Genomic DNA, 18,648 nt, shown 5'->3' with positions numbered 1-18,648 from the left:
TATTAAGTTCCATAATGTTATACACTCAGCGTTTACCCTGATTTTTTAAAACAACATACTAAAATAAGTAAAATGCTTGTTATTTCACTAACTTTACCAAATCAAATACATATAAATATGTCAACATCAAATCAAAATGTGAAAGCGCTGGTCATTATAGTCATTCTGGATTGTTCGGATTGAACGTTTATCAATTTGTAAATAATTCCAATCTCCAAAAAGACAATCTCTCCAAAGAAAACGAATTGGTTCAATTGGAAGATACCAAAGCAAAATTAGATAAAGATTATCAGCAGGCTATTTCGGACTTGAACGATATGAAAACCAATAACGAAGAACTCAATCGAGTCATTGACACTCAAAAGGAAGAACTTCGCATTCAAAAAGATAAAATTTCAGGTTTGCTCAGAGATAGCAAAAATCTCTCCATAGCAAGAAAGGAAATTGAAGTCATGAAGTCAAACAGCAAAGAATACATAGCGGAGATCAATAAACTGAAAGCAGAAAATGAACAACTCAATGTTCAAAACACAAGCCTCCAAAAAGACAAGGAGAGTCTTACTCAGGAAGTTCAAACAAAGCTGTCTGAAAATCAAAATTAAACGAAGCTAAAGCAAACGTAACTGCAGAAAAGAAAATTTATCTAAAGAAAAAGATCAACTCAGCCGCAGATACAATAGGGCAACTGCCATTCCGGTTAGTAAAATTGACGCGGAAGCTTTTCAGGAAAGAGAAGGCAAAAACCTAAAGGTGTTTCCCAAAGCAGGTGAAGTTGATTTTATGGAAGTTTGTTTTAAAACCAGCGTCAATAAAAATGCAGAATCCGGTAGCGAAAAATTTTATATACGCATCATATCTCCAACAGGTGAAACGCAATCCATCGAATCAGAGGGTTCCGGCGTCATTCGCAATGATCTCAATGGCGAGATGATTAAATATTCGGCAGTGGTCACCACCGCTTACGCCAATGATGAAAAGAAAATTTGCGGACAATTCAAAAATCCAGGAGGATTCTCAGCAGGCATTTACCAAATTGAGGTATTTAATAAAGGTTATCTCGTTGGTACAGGTACGAAAAAACTAAAATAATTCGGCTACTATAGCATCTTTAAATTTAATAATACTAACTGCCATTTCCTGGTTCGATACTGCATTTACCCTTATTGGATATTCCATTAGTTTTATTGAATTAATTTCTGTTGCTGCGGGTATAGTGGCTGTTTATTATGCGGCCAAAGAAAACATCCTGACCTGGCCTATAGGACTTATAAATATCATCACAGCTTTTTTTATTTACTACCATGTCAGATTGTATTCTGATATGTTTCTCCAGATCTATTTTATTTGCATCAGTATATATATGGATGGCTTATATGGAATATGGAACATAGAAATGCAGTCCCTTTAAAGTATTTGTCAAACCAGGGATTGGCCTTTATTTGCATTTCTAATCATCATTTGCACAATAGTCTTTGGAAAGTTCATGTCGCATATTCACGAATTTTTTCCATCCGCATTTCCGGAACCTGCTGCTTATCCTTATTCAGATACGCTGGTGGCCGTAGCTAGCATCATCGCAAATACACTTATGGCCAGAAGATTTATTGAAAGTTGGATACTTTGGATTGGTGTAGATGTTATTTGCGTATACCTGTATTTTCAAAAGATATCAAGTTTATTGCCTTTGAGTTTTGATTTTTTAATCCTTGCTTGTTTCGGACTCTACAATTGGATTCAAATGAAACGAAAACAAGATCAGATTTCAAAGTCTTTGCATCGCTTGTGACAGATCATCTATTAAATAAGATGCATCTTCTAATCCTGCATACATTCTGATCATTCGGTGTGCTTCGATGTCCGGATTAAATTGTGCTTTATCAATTCCTGCCAATCTAGGTATAATCAGGCTTTCATGCCCACCCCAGCTTACAGCCATTAAAATATGTTTCAAATCATTGCAGAAGGATTCAATTTTTTCAATTGAGCTCGATTTAACTACAAATGAGAACAGACCACAAGCACCTGTCATTTGCTTTTGAGCCAAAGCAAATTGGGGAAAATCGGGATCAAATGGAAAAAGTACGCGTTCCACTTTTGGATGGGCTTTTAAGAATGCAACTACTGTTTGCGTTGTTTTTTCAATGCGCTCCAATCTTACCGGCAAGGTTCTTAAGCCCCGCAAAAGCAACCACGCGTTGAATGGTTGAATTCCATTTCCCGCTGTTAAATACTCGAGATTGAAAATTTTCTCCAACAAGGCTTTCTTCCCACATAAAACTCCAGCAACTGTATCGCTATGCCCTGATATATATTTGGTCGCTGAATGCAAAATTAAATCGATGCCCATTATTGCAGGTTGCTGAAATATCGGACTACAGTAGCTGTTATCTATAACCGTGAGTATATTTTGGGCCTTTGCGATTTTTGATATCGCCTCCAAATCCTGTATCGCAAAATCCCAGCTATTCGGTGATTCGAGATAAATGACACGGGTGTTATTTTGAATTGCTGCAATGAAATTCTCCGTATTTCTTCCGTCTACATAAGTCGTAGTAATTCCATATCTTGGTAGCCACTCATTAAATAATTTTTGAGCCCAAGTATAGGGTTCCCGCACCGACACGATATGATCACCTGACTTCACAAAAGGGACCACTGAACTAAAAATGGCAGAAGCCCCACTGTTAAATACGAGTGCATCTTCTGTCTGTTCCAGGGCAGCCAATTTTTTGCGCAAAATGTCGACTGTTGGATTCAACTCTTGAATAAAGATAACCGCCGTATTCATCTTTAAATCTTTGCCGCATTTCTTGAACACTATTGAATGCGAAATTGGAAGTCTGCATGATGGGAGGTGAGATGGCATTGAAATAAAGTTCCCGATCTTCAGCCAATTCATTGAGAATGTATTACAATTCAAGTGGATTCATGTGAATATTTACTGGTTATACTATCAATATTAATTGTAAAATTAAGACGATTTCGTTTGTATTCAATTTCTCTTTATTGATCTTAACTTTATATGATACCGGCATCTCAGAAGTGTCATTGGTATCAAATTCATTTCTATAGGTTTGCACAGATTGAGGCAGATCATAAAAGTCCAGAATTCAATAGCTCAAGAATTCTACAAAAATCTGCAGTTCTCAACTATTCTGAATCAATTGGTCTGTGATCATCTTTTAAAAATCCAAAAAACATACACCGACACATTTAAATGTAGTGTTAAATATTAAAAAGTGAGTAGTAATTATGAAGTGATAAGAGTATCCATAAATGATCAGCTATTCATTTGAAATTCGTTTTTAGCAAATGGTAAATTCGATCAAGCCAATAAACACGATTGCTGCTATGAGCCCATACTGAGGATACAAATAAATACATGAAACGCAGACAAAAGATAGGCCATTATAAACAGAACCGGAACGAAAGGATAAAATCGCATCGCATAAATTTGACTACTATCCTGTGAACTGGCATTTCTCCGAAGATAAAATAAGGTGGCCGCAGAAGCAGCCATACCCAGTGAATCCAGGATCATAACAAAGCCAAGAATTTTATCAAATGTTTCTGCAAAAAAAGTGATGACCAATGCAGTTGCTGCAAAAACGCTTAAACTGACAATAAATACCTGACTTGAGGGATGCCGTTTTGAAAATATTTTTGGGAGGACTCCATCTACACTCATTGCATACATAATCCTGGGATTACTTAACAGATTAACATTTACATAGGTCAATACGGCCAATACCAGCAAGCCCGTAAATATGGTTTCACCAGTGGATCCTAACAATTTTAAAACCACAACGGATGCAATTCCACTTGAAGTTTTAAGTTCGTCGAAACCAATAACTTTGTAATAACTGAAGTTGATCAATAGATAAAGAATAATAACAACGCTCATTCCAATGATAATTCCTCTTGGCATAGCCTTCGGTGCATTTTCAACTTCCTCCCCAAAATTGATCGAGTGCTGATAACCTCCATAGGTAAAAGAAACAGCAACCAAAGCTGCACCAAAAGCCCAGAAATAATCTTTCCAATTCGCATATTTAACAGCCTGTACCAAATTGGAATTATCAGCATGAATTTGTGGAAAAAATATTGCAGATATAATGAGAAGTATCATTGCAATTTTAATGAGCATTAATACATTGAGCGTTGTAGAACTGAATTTTAAGCCTTTGAGATTCACAAAATAAAATATAGCAATTGATCCAACTGCAATCCAGGTTTTAATAGCTACACCTACATTGGAATCGAATAATAGAGAACATAAATAATCACTTCCAATTAAAGACACGCCTCCGAGCGCTGCTGCGTTTGAAATTAAAATAGTGCCGTTCATGGCAAATGCAATGGACGGATGATAAGCAACAGAAAATATTCTATAGTAACCACCCGTAATGGGATACCTTGATCCAATCTCAGCATACGTAAGGGCTCCGCAAAGAGCAATAATGCCTCTGGTAATCCAGGCTATAAAAAACATTTCGGAATTCAAAGATGCATTTGCAGTAAACGATGCTGTTTTAAAAATGGCCATTCCAATAACCAGGCTAATCACCACAATGCTTAGCGAAAATAGTTTGAGTTTAGGCCTGGATGAAGTTTCCATAAGTAAGACTGTTAAATTTTTGTAAGATAATCCAAATTTAAAAGTTCATTCATTATAAAATATTTCAGGCAAGACCAGATTTTGTTCGAATCCCGCTGATGACTTAGATTTTGGTCGATTTAATTTCCTGCTTTTTTTAATCTATTCGATTTCCTTGTAAGCCCCCAGTATGAATAAAATAAATTTTTTGAAATGAATGTAAGTTATACTCCTTTGAAAAAGATAATAACAATGGACCCGTATAAACGCGATCTAATAATATTCCCTGTTCCGCTTGAAATGTTTTCATAAATAATTCTAATTCAGCATCCATTTTAGAAAATTGATGCGAATGATTTCCTCCCATCCAGTTCATCCGCGGATGATTTTCAAAATCGTAAATTGCACTGCGGACCACTCTTTTACTTGCTATTTGCAAAAGTTTTGTGTGGTTCAAAATTCCTCTAATAGTTGTGCCCGTGCCACATCCACATATCAATAGATGCTCCGCATGATCCAAATCTTCTGGCAACTCAGCTATAAGTTGACGGATCCCCATTTCTCCTGCATCTCCGCCACCTCCTTCGGGTATCCACATCAAATTTTTACCACCGATCTCCAAATGATTTTCGCTGTGCGTACGCAAGTCCGAAGCGTATGATCTGGTAATGGATGTACATTTTGCCTGCCAGTTTAAACAGTCCCTCAAAGTGGCTGATAGTTCCATAGGACCTTGATTATAAATCAAACAAGTGCATGGAATCTTCAATTGAAAACAAACAAAACTCATCGCATGCAAATGATTTGAATATGCACTTCCCATGCTTGCAATTCCATCAAAGTTTCCTTGCTTGTAAATTTCCAGATGGCCACACAATTTTCTCCATTTGTTGCCACTGATGACAGTATGTATCAGATCATCCCGCTTTATGGATAATTGAATTCCGATGGACGACCAATTTATTTGCTGCAATGGAGATGGAAGATGTAAGTGATCTGAAATAAATTCTTTCCACAGCTTGAAGGTATCCATTTGCATAAGCGTTTAAGTTATCAACGGGCCAACTTAAATTCGATGGGCAATTTAAACTGTACACTTACATTTCTACCTTTATTCTTCCCGGGAATCCAATCAGGTATAAGTCTGACGACCCTTAATGCTTCTGCATCACAAACGGGTGTTAGGGATTTTAAAACTTTAGGCTGCTTAACCCTGCCGTAGGAATCTACGATAAATCCAATAACTACGATTCCCTCTGTTTTTAAGGAAACGGCTTCCCTGGGATATACAAGTTTTGAATGAATGAACCAGGACAATGCATTGTTTCCACCCGGAAATTGGGGCATCACATCTGCAAAATCAACAGCAAAATCCCCATCATCATTCATCCCGGTTCTTTCCGGGTTCAGGATCGGTGATTGATGAATAGAATCACTCTCAATGGGATCAGGAGCCCGTGTCTCTTTATTTTGAACCGGTTCTTCGACATGATCCTCAACTACTTTGATCAACGTTTCACTTTTGGCTATTTTCTTTTTAATATCTGCCTTCGTCTCATTAGCCGGAGTACTTTGTTTCATCAATTTTGGCAAAACAAACTCAGGTGGAGCTTCCAGTCTTACTTCGGTTATATACACTAATGGTGCTTGCTCTTTATTGCATTTTAATGAAGGACCAAGAATACAAATTAAAAATATCACATAAGCCGAGAGTGTTCCTATGATTTTATTTCTGAGATAGTTATGTCTCAATACATAAGCACCATAAGATTTATTCCTTGATTCAAATAGAATTTCGGTGAGTTCTCCGGTGAAAAATAATGTTGGTTTCAGCAAATTAGAAATCCATGATGGAATTTTTCATGCGCGTTTTCTGTGTTGCATTTTAGCTATTTAACTTTGGGTTAGCCGTATTATTGCTTTTGAATTGATTTCATTTGATCGCATTTCAAAAGTTTTTTAAAATTTTATACAGCTGCATTAATGGAATAATTATTTCATCTTGCAGCCTTACTTTTTTTCAAACAACCATTTGATAGGTTGCGTTTCATTAAATGGCATCAGGTGTTTCTTTATATTAAAATTATTTTTAATATGATTGAGTATTTCTTCTTTGTCATCAGAAACTAAAAACAGATTCCTGTCAATCGGAGAGATGGTATGGTGCCGCTCCATAGCTTCCAAAAAATCCATGAGTTCTTTATGGTATTCTTTCCCGTAAATAATAATTGGAAAATGAATCAATTTTCCGGTTTGGATCAAGGTCATGGCTTCGAAAAACTCGTCCATGGTTCCAAAACCACCCGGAAAACGATAAAAGCGTAAGAATACTTGATGAGGATGGTCTTCCTGGTAAAAAATATTTCATACTGACCCACCTATCGAGATAAGGGTTAGGGAATTGCTCTGTCGGCAGTTCAATATTGCAGCCTACACTTTTGCCCCCCACAGATTGCGCTCCTTTATTTGCAGCCTCCATAATCCCAGGCCCTCCGCCAGTCATAATAGTAAAGCCCAGTTTCGCTACTTCTGCCGCCATTTGCTCTGCTTGCAAATAAAATGGATTGTCGCTGCTAAACCTGGCTGAACCAAAAATAGTGACACAAGGACCAACAAAATACATTTTGCGAATTCCATTAAATAAATCCCAAAACACATCCCAAACAAATCGCAGCTCTGAAATTCGACTCATGGGGCCATTTAAATACTCAATATTTCTAATCTTACGGATAGGTTCCATTTGTGAAATTAACAGCAAGGATAAAAAAAAAATTAAGCCCTTAAAGACAATTTTTCTAATTTGCATGCAATCAACAGGTATGGAAGCTAATAAAATAATGAACCCGCCCGTTTTGGCGAGTTCGAAAATGGCAGATACGCTGATTCCTTCAGAGATCATCAAATTAGCCAATGAAATCAACCTCAAAATGCAATCGGGGGAGCAGATTTTTAATCTGACCATCGGAGATTTTGATCCACGGATTTTTCCACTACCCGAATTGCTTACCCAGTTGATTATGAAGGCTTATGAAGATCATCAAACCAATTATCCAACGGCGAATGGGATGCTTGATTTGAGACAAAATCTGGCTTTACATATCTCAGACCGATTTGCCTTTAAATTATCATGCTGACGATATATTAGTTTCCAGTGGCGCGAGGCCGCTTATTTATGCAGTGTATAAGACATTACTTGACCCAGGCGATAAAGTTATTTATCCTGTTCCTTCATGGAATAACAATCATTACTGTCATTTGAGCGAAGCGCAAGCTATTGAAATAGAAGTTGGTGCTGATCAAAATTTTATGCCTAATGCCGGCGATCTTGCAGGACATATAGAAGACGCAACCCTCATTGCTTTATGTTCGCCCCAAAATCCTACGGGTACCGTGTTTTCGCGTGAATCACTTTCTGAAATTTGCCAATTGGTCAAACTGGAAAATAAAAGACGGCTATGCTCTCAGAAGCCACTTTATATTATGTACGATCAGATCTACTGTGAGTTATGCATGGATGGCATCCAACACGAGCATCCCGTGCAGCTTGAGCCGGAATTAAAAGATTATGTGATTAGTATCGATGGAATGTCAAAGGCATTTGCTGCTACAGGTATCCGGGTAGGATGGGCATTTGGACCAAAAGAACTCATGGCGAAAATGCGCGCTATTCTTTCACATGTAGGTGCATGGGCTCCTAAGCCCGAGCAAGTCGCCACCGCAAAGTTTCTCAAAGAGAGTGTGCAAATCAATAACTACCTGAATTGGTTTAAGTCTGAAATTGATTACAGATTAAACAGTCTGTATAAGGGTATGACAGATCTTAAAAACACGGGTTACCCGATTGACGTTATTCAGCCGCAAGCTGCCATTTATCTCACCGTAAAACTTCCATGGAAAGGAAGAATTACCAAAAATGGAATGTTATTTGCTCAGAAAGATGTTACAGATTATGTGTTGAATACATGCCGGGTTGGTCTGGTCCCATTCAAAGCCTTTGGATCTTCTTCAGAGTCTGAATGGTATCGCATATCTGTAGGTACACTTCACAGAGACGATATTCCTTCCATAATAAATGCTTTAAAAAGTGGAATGGATGGACTTGAAAAACATAGCTAATCCTTCGTTAAAATAAGCTTATCATCAGATGTACACAATAGAAAATAAGTTTAAAAATTTACATGCGGTTATTATGGCCGGCGGAGTAGGTAGCAGGTTTTGGCCATACAGCCGCAATCAAAAACCCAAACAATTTTTAGATGTATTGAATTGTGGAAGTAGTTTATTGCAATTGACTTATCAACGTTTGATGGCCATTATTCCAAATAATAATATTTGGGTGGTCAGCCATGTTGATTATTCAAATCTCGTGAAGGACCAATTACCGGATATTAGTTCCGACAGGATTTTATTAGAACCAAGTCGCAAAAATACGGCTGCCTGTATTATGTACGCCAGTAAGCATATTCAAGAAGTAGATCCGGAGTCATTGGTCTTTATTGCACCATCTGATCATTTAATCATCAATACCCTCGAATTTAACAATGCGCTGATAAAATCAGCCGCATTCCTGGCCAATCAAAGTGAAGGTTTACTCACATTTGGGATCAAAGCTTCGCGTCCGGATACGGGTTATGGATACATTCGTTTTCAAAAAAATGAAGACAGCTTAGGAGTTTGGCCTGTAGCACAATTTGTTGAGAAACCTGATCCAATCACAGCCAAAAGTTATATGGATTCAGGCAACTATGTTTGGAACTCAGGAATGTTTTTATGGAAAAATGCAACTATCCTTGAAATGATGAAACAACATGCTCCGGAAGTTTACTCTTGTTTTGGTACATATAAACCCGGCGATGTACTTGATGACATTTATGATCGCTGTCCTTCCATTTCAATAGATTATGCGGTCATGGAAAAAACCGATAAGGCATTTGTATTACCTGTTGATTTTGGTTGGAGCGATCTCGGCACCTGGGCATCCCTTTATGAGCTGCAGGAAAAAGATAATGATGAGAATGTGATTTTAGGTTCGCATATTTTACTTCGCGATACTAACAATTGTTTGGTACGAAACGAAGAAAATAAAATTATTGCATTACAAGGACTTGATCATCTCATCATTGTAAATACAGCTGAGGCCCTATTGATTTGTGAAAAATCACAGGAACAGGCTATAAAACAAATGGTGGCGGAATTACAAACTCAATTTGGAAATTCAGTCTTGTAATTCACCATAGCATTCAAATATTTTTTCAAACAGATATCCTTACTGGTACTACAAAAAAGGCTTAGCTATAGAATAGCTAAGCCCTCACTTTAAATATTTTATTATGATTACTTGATAATAACCAACCGTTCCATCTGACTATTCGTTCCGCTCGTTATTTTTACCAAATAACTTCCTTCGCTCAAATTGCCAGCATCAAATCTATACAATTTTTGCTCAATGTTTGCCTGCATTATAGGTTTACCATCCAGGGCAAAGATCTCTATCCTGCTTGGATTTTGAGCGCTGGCCTGCGTCTCAAAATAAATTTCTTGGGAAGCAGGATTTGGATAAATGCGCGAATGCAAGTTTTTCGAAACTCTTGCATATTTATTTAAATCTCCACCTTGAAATGGGTGTTGAAAGATTTTATCATCCAGCAAACTCTTTGTATTAGTGGTATGCTCAGGACATTCAATCGGAGATTGGACTTCAATATATTGGACTCGCGTCAATGCATTCGTACCGTTCGAATTTTTTACGGTAAGTTTTACGGCATATTTTCCATGCTGGTTAAAAATGACTTCCGGGTTTTTAGCTGTAGATGTAGCCGGAATCCCGGACTCGAATTGCCAGTCCCATTGTACAACGTCTACGCTTGATAAATCCTGAAAATTTACTTTTAATGGCGGGCAACCTTTTATGGTATTTGCAGAGAAATTAACTTTAGGAATGAGATAAACGGCAACTTTTTTGATGACCGTATCTGTTCCACATATATTCTGAGAAATCAATCGAACATTAAATTCACCTTCTACACCATAATCCATTTCCGGATTTTGTGTAAAGCTCGCTTTTCCATTTCCAAAGTCCCAAATGTAATTGGTCCCATCAATGGTTTGATTTGTAAAAAATGCTTTGAATCCAACTATGGATACATTAAAGTCGACATCCGGTTTGCTGCGAACTTCTATAAAATCCTTTTTGGTAATAGAATCTGAATAAAACACATTTTTAGCAACCAATTTAACATCGTATTTTCCTTTGGTTGGATAACTCACCGTAGGATTTGGATCTGTACTTGTAGAAGGATTTCCTCCAGGGAAATACCAAACATAATCATTGGCGGCTACGGATTGATTTTGAAAGCTTACCTGATAAGGTGCACAACCCGATTGTCTGTTGGAAACAAATGCCGGAGTAGGCACAACACCAATTGTTATTTTGGTTCTGGCAGTATCTCTTCCACAATTATTGATCGCAACATAAATTACATCATAAGTACCTTCTGTGTATAGGTGGACTGGACTCGAATCTGTACTCGTCGTATTATCCCCAAAGATCCACAAATGCGATTTTGCATACCTTGAGTTATGTGTAAAACTCACCTGACCAACATTGACCGATTGGGTGAATCCGGCGACCGGAACGCTATCAATCGTTACATATTCCTTTTTGGTAATAGAGCTATTAAATCGAGTACTATAAACCGTTAAGCGGACATCATATTTTCCGGGAAGATCATAACGAACGACTGGATTTCTTTGTGTAGATACACTTGGAACACCACCTGGAAAATCCCATTGAAATGTTTTAGCATTGGGTGAAGACATATCCTTGAAATGAATATTACCCGGTGCACAAGCGCCTGCTGTATCTGCTTCAAATTCCGCAGTGGGGATACTTTCAATTTTTAAAGTTTTCTTGATCGTATTTTCGCCACAATCATTGACCACCCTTAAGGTAATTTCATAAGTTGAATCTGTATAATAAACATGGAAAGGATTCATTTCATCGCTGAATTCACCATCTCCAAAATTCCAAAAATAATCAACTCCTCTTTCCGATAAATTGATAAAGAATACTTCTCTACCCTGAATACCCCAGTTAAAATCTGCCCTTGGAATATCGTTAATTTCAATAAAATCAGTTTTGGTAATCAGCACTTCGCAGCGATGATTTCCTGCTTCCAGTGTCACAGGATAAATGCCAGGAGTTCTATAAACGACCACCGGATTCTGAAGAATGGAGGTATCAGGTACACCGCCTGGAAATTTCCATTTCCAAGTTGTAGTATTAAGTGAATTGTCTTTAAATTTTACGGTAACCGGCTGACAACCATAAGTGACATCAGATGAAAATTCCGGTACAGGAGCTGACGAGTTGGGGCAAATGGAAATACAATTACCTAAAAACATCGCCTCTCTTACAAATAAGTTTAAAGCATCTTTAGAAAGAAATGACCAAATTTGGCCATGTGGTAGTCCGGGAGCCATAATAGTCGGTCCGGAAAATGGATCATGCACCATATTGAAATTATGTCCAAACTGGTGCGCCTGCAAAGTAAGATAATCGGGTTGTCTTCCTCCAGGTCCCCAGAAATCACTGCAAACACTATAACAACGTGCCGGGTCGCAGACTGATCCCTGATATCCTACACCAACTTCTCCGAGAGGTCCAAATTTGGCGGTCCACAAAGTTGCCAAATCGTAAGCCGAACTTGAGAATATAGATGGTGCTTCTACTGCGAATTTATCGAGCATTGCATTTAGATTTGTCAATTGATCGAAAGGATCCATTGCTTTATCTTCATAAATAAAAATACCTGTGGGTTCTACCACATATTCATTTTCAAATTCATCATCAAATACCGTTTGCACATCTGCAAGCACAGTAACCATTTGATTCTCGGTTGCTGCATAATCGCCGCCGTATTTTCTGTACATGTTGTAATCTGCTGCAAGTGCAACTTGAATTTCACCACAAGGTTTACAAGGTCTGGCAGCCAATGCCTGACTAACAGACTCCGTAATATTGTTTTTAAGAATATGTTCATCGTGGTTTTTGACTCCACACTTGTGTCCATTTTTTTCGATCAAATCAGATTTTTTATAAGCTATGAACTGTTCGTTTGCCGGCAAGTTGGCATTCAAACTTTCCATGTCCAGAGGTTCGATAAAATACGTTTCTTTAGTATCCTCAATCATCAATTTAAAAAAACCATCGGCCACAAATAGGCTCACTTTAGATTGATTGTTTCCCTTGATAAAGCCTTTAAAACTTCTGAAATCATTTCGTCTTTCAAGTTCTTTAATAGCCCCGGAACTCCCTGTAAATCTTTTATATTTTGAAGTCAAAAAGGAATATTCAAATAATTGCAAAGTCCATTTGAATTTTGGAGTGGACAATGTGATATACTCAATATTACCTGCTGTCCCATCAATTTGTTTGACAATTTCTTGCACCTTTAAAGTCAATAATTCATACGCTTTTAAATGTTCATCGGTACCATCTACAACTTTAGTTTGAAGCGGACGCATGGAAATGTTTTGGGCATTCACTGAATGAATAACACAAAACAAAAGAAATATAATTTTATTCATAATAATAATTGTTGAAAATAAATTAAAAATATAACATCACAATCTGATTTTTCAAACGGGAGAAAATATAAAATTTACCCTACAGCAATTGCACTCGAATTGGTAAATATCATTTATCTCGGCGATTGTCAAAATACTTTTCGCGTTTACAAGATGACTAACTTTGTTACTTTACTAATCTTAGAAGAACTGAATTTCACAAAGTAATTTCCGGCTTCCAAATTGTTTAAAGAAATGGATTCTGTCGGATTCCTCAAAATCTTTTTAAACCTGGATTGTCCACCTAAATTAAATATTTCCATTTGCATTAGATTCTGATCAGAAGCGTCAGACCAAATATAAAACTGACCGTTGCTTGGATTTGGAGCCAGGTGTGGAGTCAAGGCTTCAATGATATCATCTTTCGACCGTTTATCAATACCTGAACCAAAAGGATGGATATTAATATCACTGTTCAATAGGCTCCTGTCCCCTTTTGGAAATTCGGGACAGAGCACCGGTGATAAAACCTGAATGTATTGTAAACGCGTGAGTGCATTGGTTCCGTTGGTATTTTTCACTGTGAGCTTCACGGTATATTTTCCTTTATCGTAAAAAACAACTTTAGGATTTTTTTCATTGGATATTGATGGCGTACCGTTTTCAAATTGCCAATCCCATTCAATAACATCAATGGAAGAGCGATCAAAGAATTGAACTGTTAGCGGTGGACATCCTTTTAAAGTATCTGCAGCATAATTTACTTTAGGGATCAAATACACAGCAATTTTTCGATCCATGGTATCCCATCCGCATTCGTTTTGCACAACCAATCTCACATCGTATTCCCCTTCTGCACCATACTCGTGTTCCGGATCTTTTTCAAAACTAATTTGATTATCTCCAAAATCCCAGAAATAGTTGGAACTGCCGGTCGATTGGTTGGTATAAAAAACTTTAAAACCTGAAATTGTATTCACGAAATTCGAAACAGGCACTTTACTGACTTCAATAAAACCAGCCTGCCCTGTTGAGTCTGAAAACAGCGGATTGTAAGCAACCAGGCTCACATCAAAAACACCGGTATTATCGTAAGTTACCAAAGGATCTTTGTCGGTGCTGGTTGACGGATTGCCACCCGGAAAATACCATCTGAAAGCTGTTGCTGCTGCTGTAGACGTATTCTGAAACTGAACCTGATATGGTATACATCCCTTAGAATTGTTGACTTGAAATCCTGCAATGGGTTTTTGGCCGATCGTCACCTGTGTGAAAGCAGTATCAGATCCACAAGCATTACTTGTGATATACATCACATCATAACGACCTTCTGTATAAGTATGGCTTGGATTTTCCTGGGTACTTGTTTGTGAATCGCCAAAATCCCAGAAATGCGATTTTGCAAATCGGGAATAACTGGTGAAATCAACCTGATTGCCATTCGATTTAAAATCAAATTCCGCGTTAGGCAAACTATCTATGGTGATGTAAAGTTTTTTCGTTAAAGCATGATCAAATCTGGAAGCATAGACCGTCAGTCTGACATCATAAACACCGGGATTGTCATAGCGGACAACCGGATTCACTTCTGTAGATACGCTGGGTGAGCCACCTTTAAATTCCCATTGCCATTTTTTAACATTATTGGTTGATTTGTCAAAGAATTTAATAATTTTTGGCGCACAGCCGCCTGTAGTATCTGCTTCAAAATCAGCAAAAGGAATACTGACAATGGAAACTATTTTTTTAGAAGTATGCATTCCACAATCATTCTTAACTTTTAATGTGACTGTGTAAATAGTATCTCTGTCATAAATATGGAAAGGACTCGCCTCTTCACTGGTATTTCCATCTCCAAAATCCCAAAAGTATTCGTCAGCTCTCTGAGATTGGTCAATAAAGAATACTTCTTTACCCTGTTGTCCAAAACTAAAACCAGATACAGGAACATCATTTACTTCGATATATCCGATTTTAACGACCTCAGCTTCGCATCTAAAATTGCTGGCTTTTAATGAAACTTCATAAGTTCCTGCAACCCGATAAGTCACTACTGGATTCTCTAATGTTGATGTTGACGGAGTACCTCCGGGAAAAGACCATTCCCAAGTATCTGTAAATTGGGAAAGATTGTTAAAACGGACCACCACTGGCTGGCAGCCATATGTAGGTATAGCTTCAAAATCAGCAGAAGGTGCTTCTGAGCCAGGGCACATACTCAAACACCATCCCAAAAGCTGATGAATATTTACATAATTATTTAAACTGAACACAGATTGTGCAGACCAACGGCTACTACCATTAATGGTTGGGGCCATGATGGTAGGGGAAAGACTTCCATCGTGTTCCATACTCCAATTATGTCCTAATTCATGAGCCTGTAAAGTGAGATAGTCACCTTGTCTGCCCCCGGAGCCAAGGAAATCGCTACAAACATTATAGGGAGTGTTCCGGCATACCTGAGAAAGAAAAGCAACGCCAATAACACCAGTTGTATACTTTGCAGACCAATTTGTGGCTACTTCGTAAGCTACCGGAAAAATTTGGGGCGCAACTGCAGTAAATTCATCCAACTGCACAAAAATATCGCGGGTCATTGCCCATGGATCTCTGGCAAAATCATCGGATACCCACATGCCCGTTACCTGATATTCATATTCATTCTCAAATTCATTATCAAAAACTGTTTGTACATCAGCAAGTACAGATAACATTTGATTTTCTGTGGCCGCTACATCACTTCCATATTTTAAGAACATGGAATAATCTGCGCAAATACTGATTTGAACTTCAGCACATTTGGGACAAGTGGCAGCTCTGGATTCCAGTTTTTTGTTTTCAATATGTTGGTGTCCTTCCTTAATTCTTTGGTCGAGAATGTCTGCTCCGCAGGTAACTCCGGGTGTAGGTTTGACATCTGAATTTTTGTAGAGAAGAAATTGATGAGATGCAGGCAAGTCGTCTGATAAACTTTCAGGATTCAAAGGCTCGATGAAATATCGCTCCTTTCGATCATCTACCATGAGTTTCATAAATCCATTTGCAATAGACATCGAAACAAAAGAAGCATTTTGCCCCTTGATATGACCTTTAAAAGTTCTGAAATCTTTTCTTGGTTCCAGTCTGGTTGGATTTTTCGGATCTGTCGTCATTCTTGAAGCATAAGGAGCTATCAGAGAATACTCAAACAATTCCAAAATCCAAACCTTTTCGGGTGTCCGAATGGTTAATTCTTTGACGTTGCCGGAATTTGCATCCAATTTGTTGCGGACAACGGCAGGGTCCAAAGCCAATACTGAATAAGCTTTCAGGTGGTCGTGTGTGGCAGGGTCCACCTGGGTATTCAAGGGTTTAAGCGATACGGATTGGGCAATAATGAATTGGCAAATCAAGCCAAAAACAAGTGTTAAATTTTTTTTCATGTCAAATTTCTTTAAATTCTTTAGCTAAAATTATAATAAATTAATATTAAATATAATATATTAAATGCTGATTAACAAATATTTAGTTGGTATTACGGGCTTCGTCATCGAAACATTAAATATAATACATAATTGGAAATTTCATAAAACTTTAACACAGCTGAAATTCTGCGATATTCCGACCTGTTCACATGATTGGATGCCTTTTTTGGAATAATCAAAATAATATTCCCCAATTCTATAAAATAACTTATTTATCGGCTCTAACAATTCGCGAGAATAGACTGATTTTTTTATTCACCAAAAATTCGATGAATAATTTAAACCAGGATTTATGCGATTTCAAATGATCGTAATATTCGGGTGCAAGATTTTTAAGATCGGGCAATTTATTCCAGGGTATTGCTGGAAAGTCGTGATGTTCGTTATGATAGCCTACATTGAATGAAAGCTTGTTGAGTATGCCGTAATAACTGTAAGTTTCCTGATGATCGTCTTCAGTTAAATAATGCTCCTGAACCCAACGGGCACCGAGTGGATGCAATCCAACTGAAAAACTAAAACTAAGGGCCATATAGATCAAAGCTTTCCAACCGAAGAAATATACAATTGCAATTCCAAATAAAATTTGTGTAAGAAAATTAAACAAGGTCCAGGCATCAAATGGCTTGGTTGATCGGATTCGGAAAATTCGGATCGCCTGAAAAATAGGAAAAAATAACAACCACAATGCCTTCATGAATAAATTAGCATCGATCAACCGGGCTTCCCATCTGGAAGGTAAATCAGAATCGAGATCATAAACCCCTTGAAATGCATGGTGTTTGAGATGGTATTTCTCAAATGATATAAAACTGGGCAACAGATGCGGAAAATTGGCGACTAGTCCGAGTAATCTGTTTGCTGTGTGACTCTTGAAAATTAACTGATGGCTACACTCGTGAATCATGACAAACAATGCATGACTGATAAAGGCACCAATCAAGTAAGATCCCAAAATGAGTGCAATCCAGGAAGTTGATGCAAAAACGTAAGATAAATAAACCTGAAGAGCAACCAGCCCAACCGTGATGGGAAAGGTTAAAATGTTCTTACTGAACAAGGTTTTTACTTGTGGAAATTCTTTTAAGATTTTGCTGGCCCGTGCTGCGTGCGGAGCACTTTCGGTTGTTATCACAAAATCAGAAATGGTAGCTTCTTGTGCATTCATTTTTATATTGTTTATGAAATTTCCGGAGGCCAAACGAGGCTCCATTCATGAAACTTCTATTTACGGTGTAAGATAGCTCAAATTCAAATAAAATTGAATTTGGGCTGGCTTCAGAATTTACTTTTGACCGTTTGACCTGCGGGAATCTACTCTTGAAATTTCAAAGCCCCTCCCAAAATCCAATCCGTTCAGATCAAGTCTTTGTTTGATCTAATATGATGATTTACAGTCAATTAATAAAGATGAAATTTTATTTATACGTTTCCCATAGAAATAGATTATCTTCCACAACTTTTTTAAATTAAAACAAAATCAAAATGAAAAACAATCAAAATCTCATTGCATTATTGGGCTTGTTCCTTTTAGGCCTGATATCCTGTGCTGCACCGGCAGAAGCTCCCAAAGAAAGTTTAGACATGGGCAAACTCAAAACTGAAATCCAGGCGATGGAAGATGCCTTTGCTGCCGGTGAAAAAGCCAAAGATGCAGCAGCAGTAGTCGCTTATTATGCTGATGACGCAGTCAGCCATAGCAGAAATGAAGAACCTACTGTAGGCAAGGCAGCCATTCAAACCCGTATGCAGGGTCGCCTGGATAAAGACACCAGTGGTAATTACAATGTTTATCAGGTCGTCGATCTTTTTGCGGAAGGAAATATGGCTCTTGAAATTGGATCCTGGACAGAACACAATGCAGATAGCACTGTAAAAGATAAAGGCCATTACATGAGTTATTTTGAAAAAAGAAATGGAAAATATGTTTGCGTTCGCGACATGAGTGTGAGTACTATGCCAGAGAAAAAGGAAGAAATGAAGAAAGAAAATTAAACAATTCTGAATTCAATTAAATAA

General features: G+C 37.7%; 12 protein-coding genes and 3 pseudogenes. 7 read left to right on the top strand and 8 right to left on the bottom strand.

Translation table 11 applies throughout. The annotated features are described in order from the left end of the window. Positions 1-179 precede the first annotated feature (179 nt). The 4 genes from IPM92_03535 (at position 180) to IPM92_03520 (ending at position 1,786) form a co-directional block, all read left to right on the top strand. A complete protein-coding gene (locus IPM92_03535) occupies positions 180-602 on the top strand; it encodes a hypothetical protein (GenBank protein MBK9107461.1) in 423 nt (140 codons plus the stop codon). A gap of 148 nt (positions 603-750) precedes the next feature. Next, on the top strand, positions 751-1,089 hold the full coding sequence (locus IPM92_03530) for a hypothetical protein (protein ID MBK9107460.1): 339 nt from the start codon (positions 751-753) through the stop codon (positions 1,087-1,089). 124 nt (positions 1,090-1,213) lie between these two features. Next, positions 1,214-1,408 carry a nicotinamide mononucleotide transporter gene (locus IPM92_03525; GenBank protein ID MBK9107459.1) on the top strand — a complete coding sequence of 65 codons (195 nt, stop codon included), beginning with the start codon at positions 1,214-1,216 and terminating at the stop codon, positions 1,406-1,408. Between the two features lie 3 nt (positions 1,409-1,411). Then, on the top strand, positions 1,412-1,786 hold the full coding sequence (locus IPM92_03520; GenBank protein MBK9107458.1) for a nicotinamide mononucleotide transporter: 375 nt from the start codon (positions 1,412-1,414) through the stop codon (positions 1,784-1,786). On the opposite strand, the pseudogene IPM92_03515 reads toward IPM92_03520, so the two are convergent. The 5 genes and pseudogenes from IPM92_03515 to IPM92_03495 form a co-directional block, all read right to left on the bottom strand. Next, positions 1,763-2,930: pseudogene (locus IPM92_03515) on the bottom strand (aminotransferase class I/II-fold pyridoxal phosphate-dependent enzyme). The gene IPM92_03520 and the pseudogene IPM92_03515 overlap by 24 nt on opposite strands. Positions 2,931-3,349: 419 nt before the next feature. After that, complete coding sequence (locus tag IPM92_03510; protein MBK9107457.1) at positions 3,350-4,618, bottom strand: APC family permease; 1,269 nt, start codon at positions 4,616-4,618, stop codon at positions 3,350-3,352. A 136-nt stretch (positions 4,619-4,754) separates the two neighbouring features. Next, positions 4,755-5,630 (bottom strand): hypothetical protein, encoded by an 876-nt coding sequence (locus IPM92_03505; GenBank protein ID MBK9107456.1) that lies wholly within the window; start codon positions 5,628-5,630, stop codon positions 4,755-4,757. Positions 5,631-5,650: 20 nt separating this feature from the next. Then, complete coding sequence (locus IPM92_03500) at positions 5,651-6,433, bottom strand: TonB family protein (GenBank protein ID MBK9107455.1); 783 nt, start codon at positions 6,431-6,433, stop codon at positions 5,651-5,653. 174 nt (positions 6,434-6,607) lie between these two features. Then, a pseudogene (locus IPM92_03495) lies at positions 6,608-7,337 on the bottom strand (TIGR00730 family Rossman fold protein). Positions 7,338-7,449: 112 nt separating this feature from the next. On the opposite strand from IPM92_03495, the pseudogene IPM92_03490 reads away from it, so the two are divergent. Together IPM92_03490 and IPM92_03485 are read left to right on the top strand one after the other, a co-directional pair. Next, positions 7,450-8,713: pseudogene (locus IPM92_03490) on the top strand (pyridoxal phosphate-dependent aminotransferase). 28 nt (positions 8,714-8,741) lie between these two features. After that, positions 8,742-9,824, top strand: coding sequence for a mannose-1-phosphate guanylyltransferase (locus IPM92_03485; GenBank protein ID MBK9107454.1), 1,083 nt, complete (start codon positions 8,742-8,744; stop codon positions 9,822-9,824). 107 nt (positions 9,825-9,931) lie between these two features. Here the strand turns inward: IPM92_03485 and IPM92_03480 are convergent, their stop codons facing one another. The 3 genes from IPM92_03480 to IPM92_03470 all read right to left on the bottom strand — a co-directional run bounded on the left by IPM92_03480 (position 9,932) and on the right by IPM92_03470 (position 17,797). Further along, positions 9,932-13,123 carry a PKD domain-containing protein gene (locus IPM92_03480; GenBank protein ID MBK9107453.1) on the bottom strand — a complete coding sequence of 1,064 codons (3,192 nt, stop codon included), beginning with the start codon at positions 13,121-13,123 and terminating at the stop codon, positions 9,932-9,934. A gap of 209 nt (positions 13,124-13,332) precedes the next feature. After that, positions 13,333-16,587, bottom strand: a complete 3,255-nt coding sequence (locus IPM92_03475; protein MBK9107452.1) for a PKD domain-containing protein — start codon at positions 16,585-16,587, stop codon at positions 13,333-13,335. A gap of 250 nt (positions 16,588-16,837) precedes the next feature. Then, positions 16,838-17,797: a fatty acid desaturase gene (locus IPM92_03470; protein ID MBK9107451.1), complete on the bottom strand. Its 960-nt coding sequence runs from the start codon at positions 17,795-17,797 to the stop codon at positions 16,838-16,840. Between the two features lie 317 nt (positions 17,798-18,114). Between IPM92_03470 and IPM92_03465 the strand changes: the two genes are divergently transcribed. Beyond that, positions 18,115-18,624, top strand: a complete 510-nt coding sequence (locus IPM92_03465) for a DUF4440 domain-containing protein (GenBank protein MBK9107450.1) — start codon at positions 18,115-18,117, stop codon at positions 18,622-18,624. The last annotated feature ends 24 nt before the right edge of the window (positions 18,625-18,648 follow it).

The sequence above is a fragment of the Saprospiraceae bacterium genome, from assembly GCA_016719615.1.
Lineage (GTDB): Bacteria > Bacteroidota > Bacteroidia > Chitinophagales > Saprospiraceae > Vicinibacter.
The sequence above is the reverse complement of the archived record's forward strand: the minus strand, read 5'-3'. Positions and strand labels throughout refer to the sequence as shown.

Coding starts and splice junctions, on each gene's coding strand:
- IPM92_03510 (MBK9107457.1), bottom strand. CDS start 4,618: ATGGAAACTTCATCCAGGCCTAAACTCAAACTATTTTCGCTAAGCATT.
- IPM92_03505 (MBK9107456.1), bottom strand. CDS start 5,630: ATGGATACCTTCAAGCTGTGGAAAGAATTTATTTCAGATCACTTACAT.
- IPM92_03485 (MBK9107454.1), top strand. CDS start 8,742: ATGTACACAATAGAAAATAAGTTTAAAAATTTACATGCGGTTATTATG.
- IPM92_03480 (MBK9107453.1), bottom strand. CDS start 13,123: ATGCGTCCGCTTCAAACTAAAGTTGTAGATGGTACCGATGAACATTTA.
- IPM92_03475 (MBK9107452.1), bottom strand. CDS start 16,587: ATGAAAAAAAATTTAACACTTGTTTTTGGCTTGATTTGCCAATTCATT.
- IPM92_03470 (MBK9107451.1), bottom strand. CDS start 17,797: ATGAATGCACAAGAAGCTACCATTTCTGATTTTGTGATAACAACCGAA.
- IPM92_03465 (MBK9107450.1), top strand. CDS start 18,115: ATGAAAAACAATCAAAATCTCATTGCATTATTGGGCTTGTTCCTTTTA.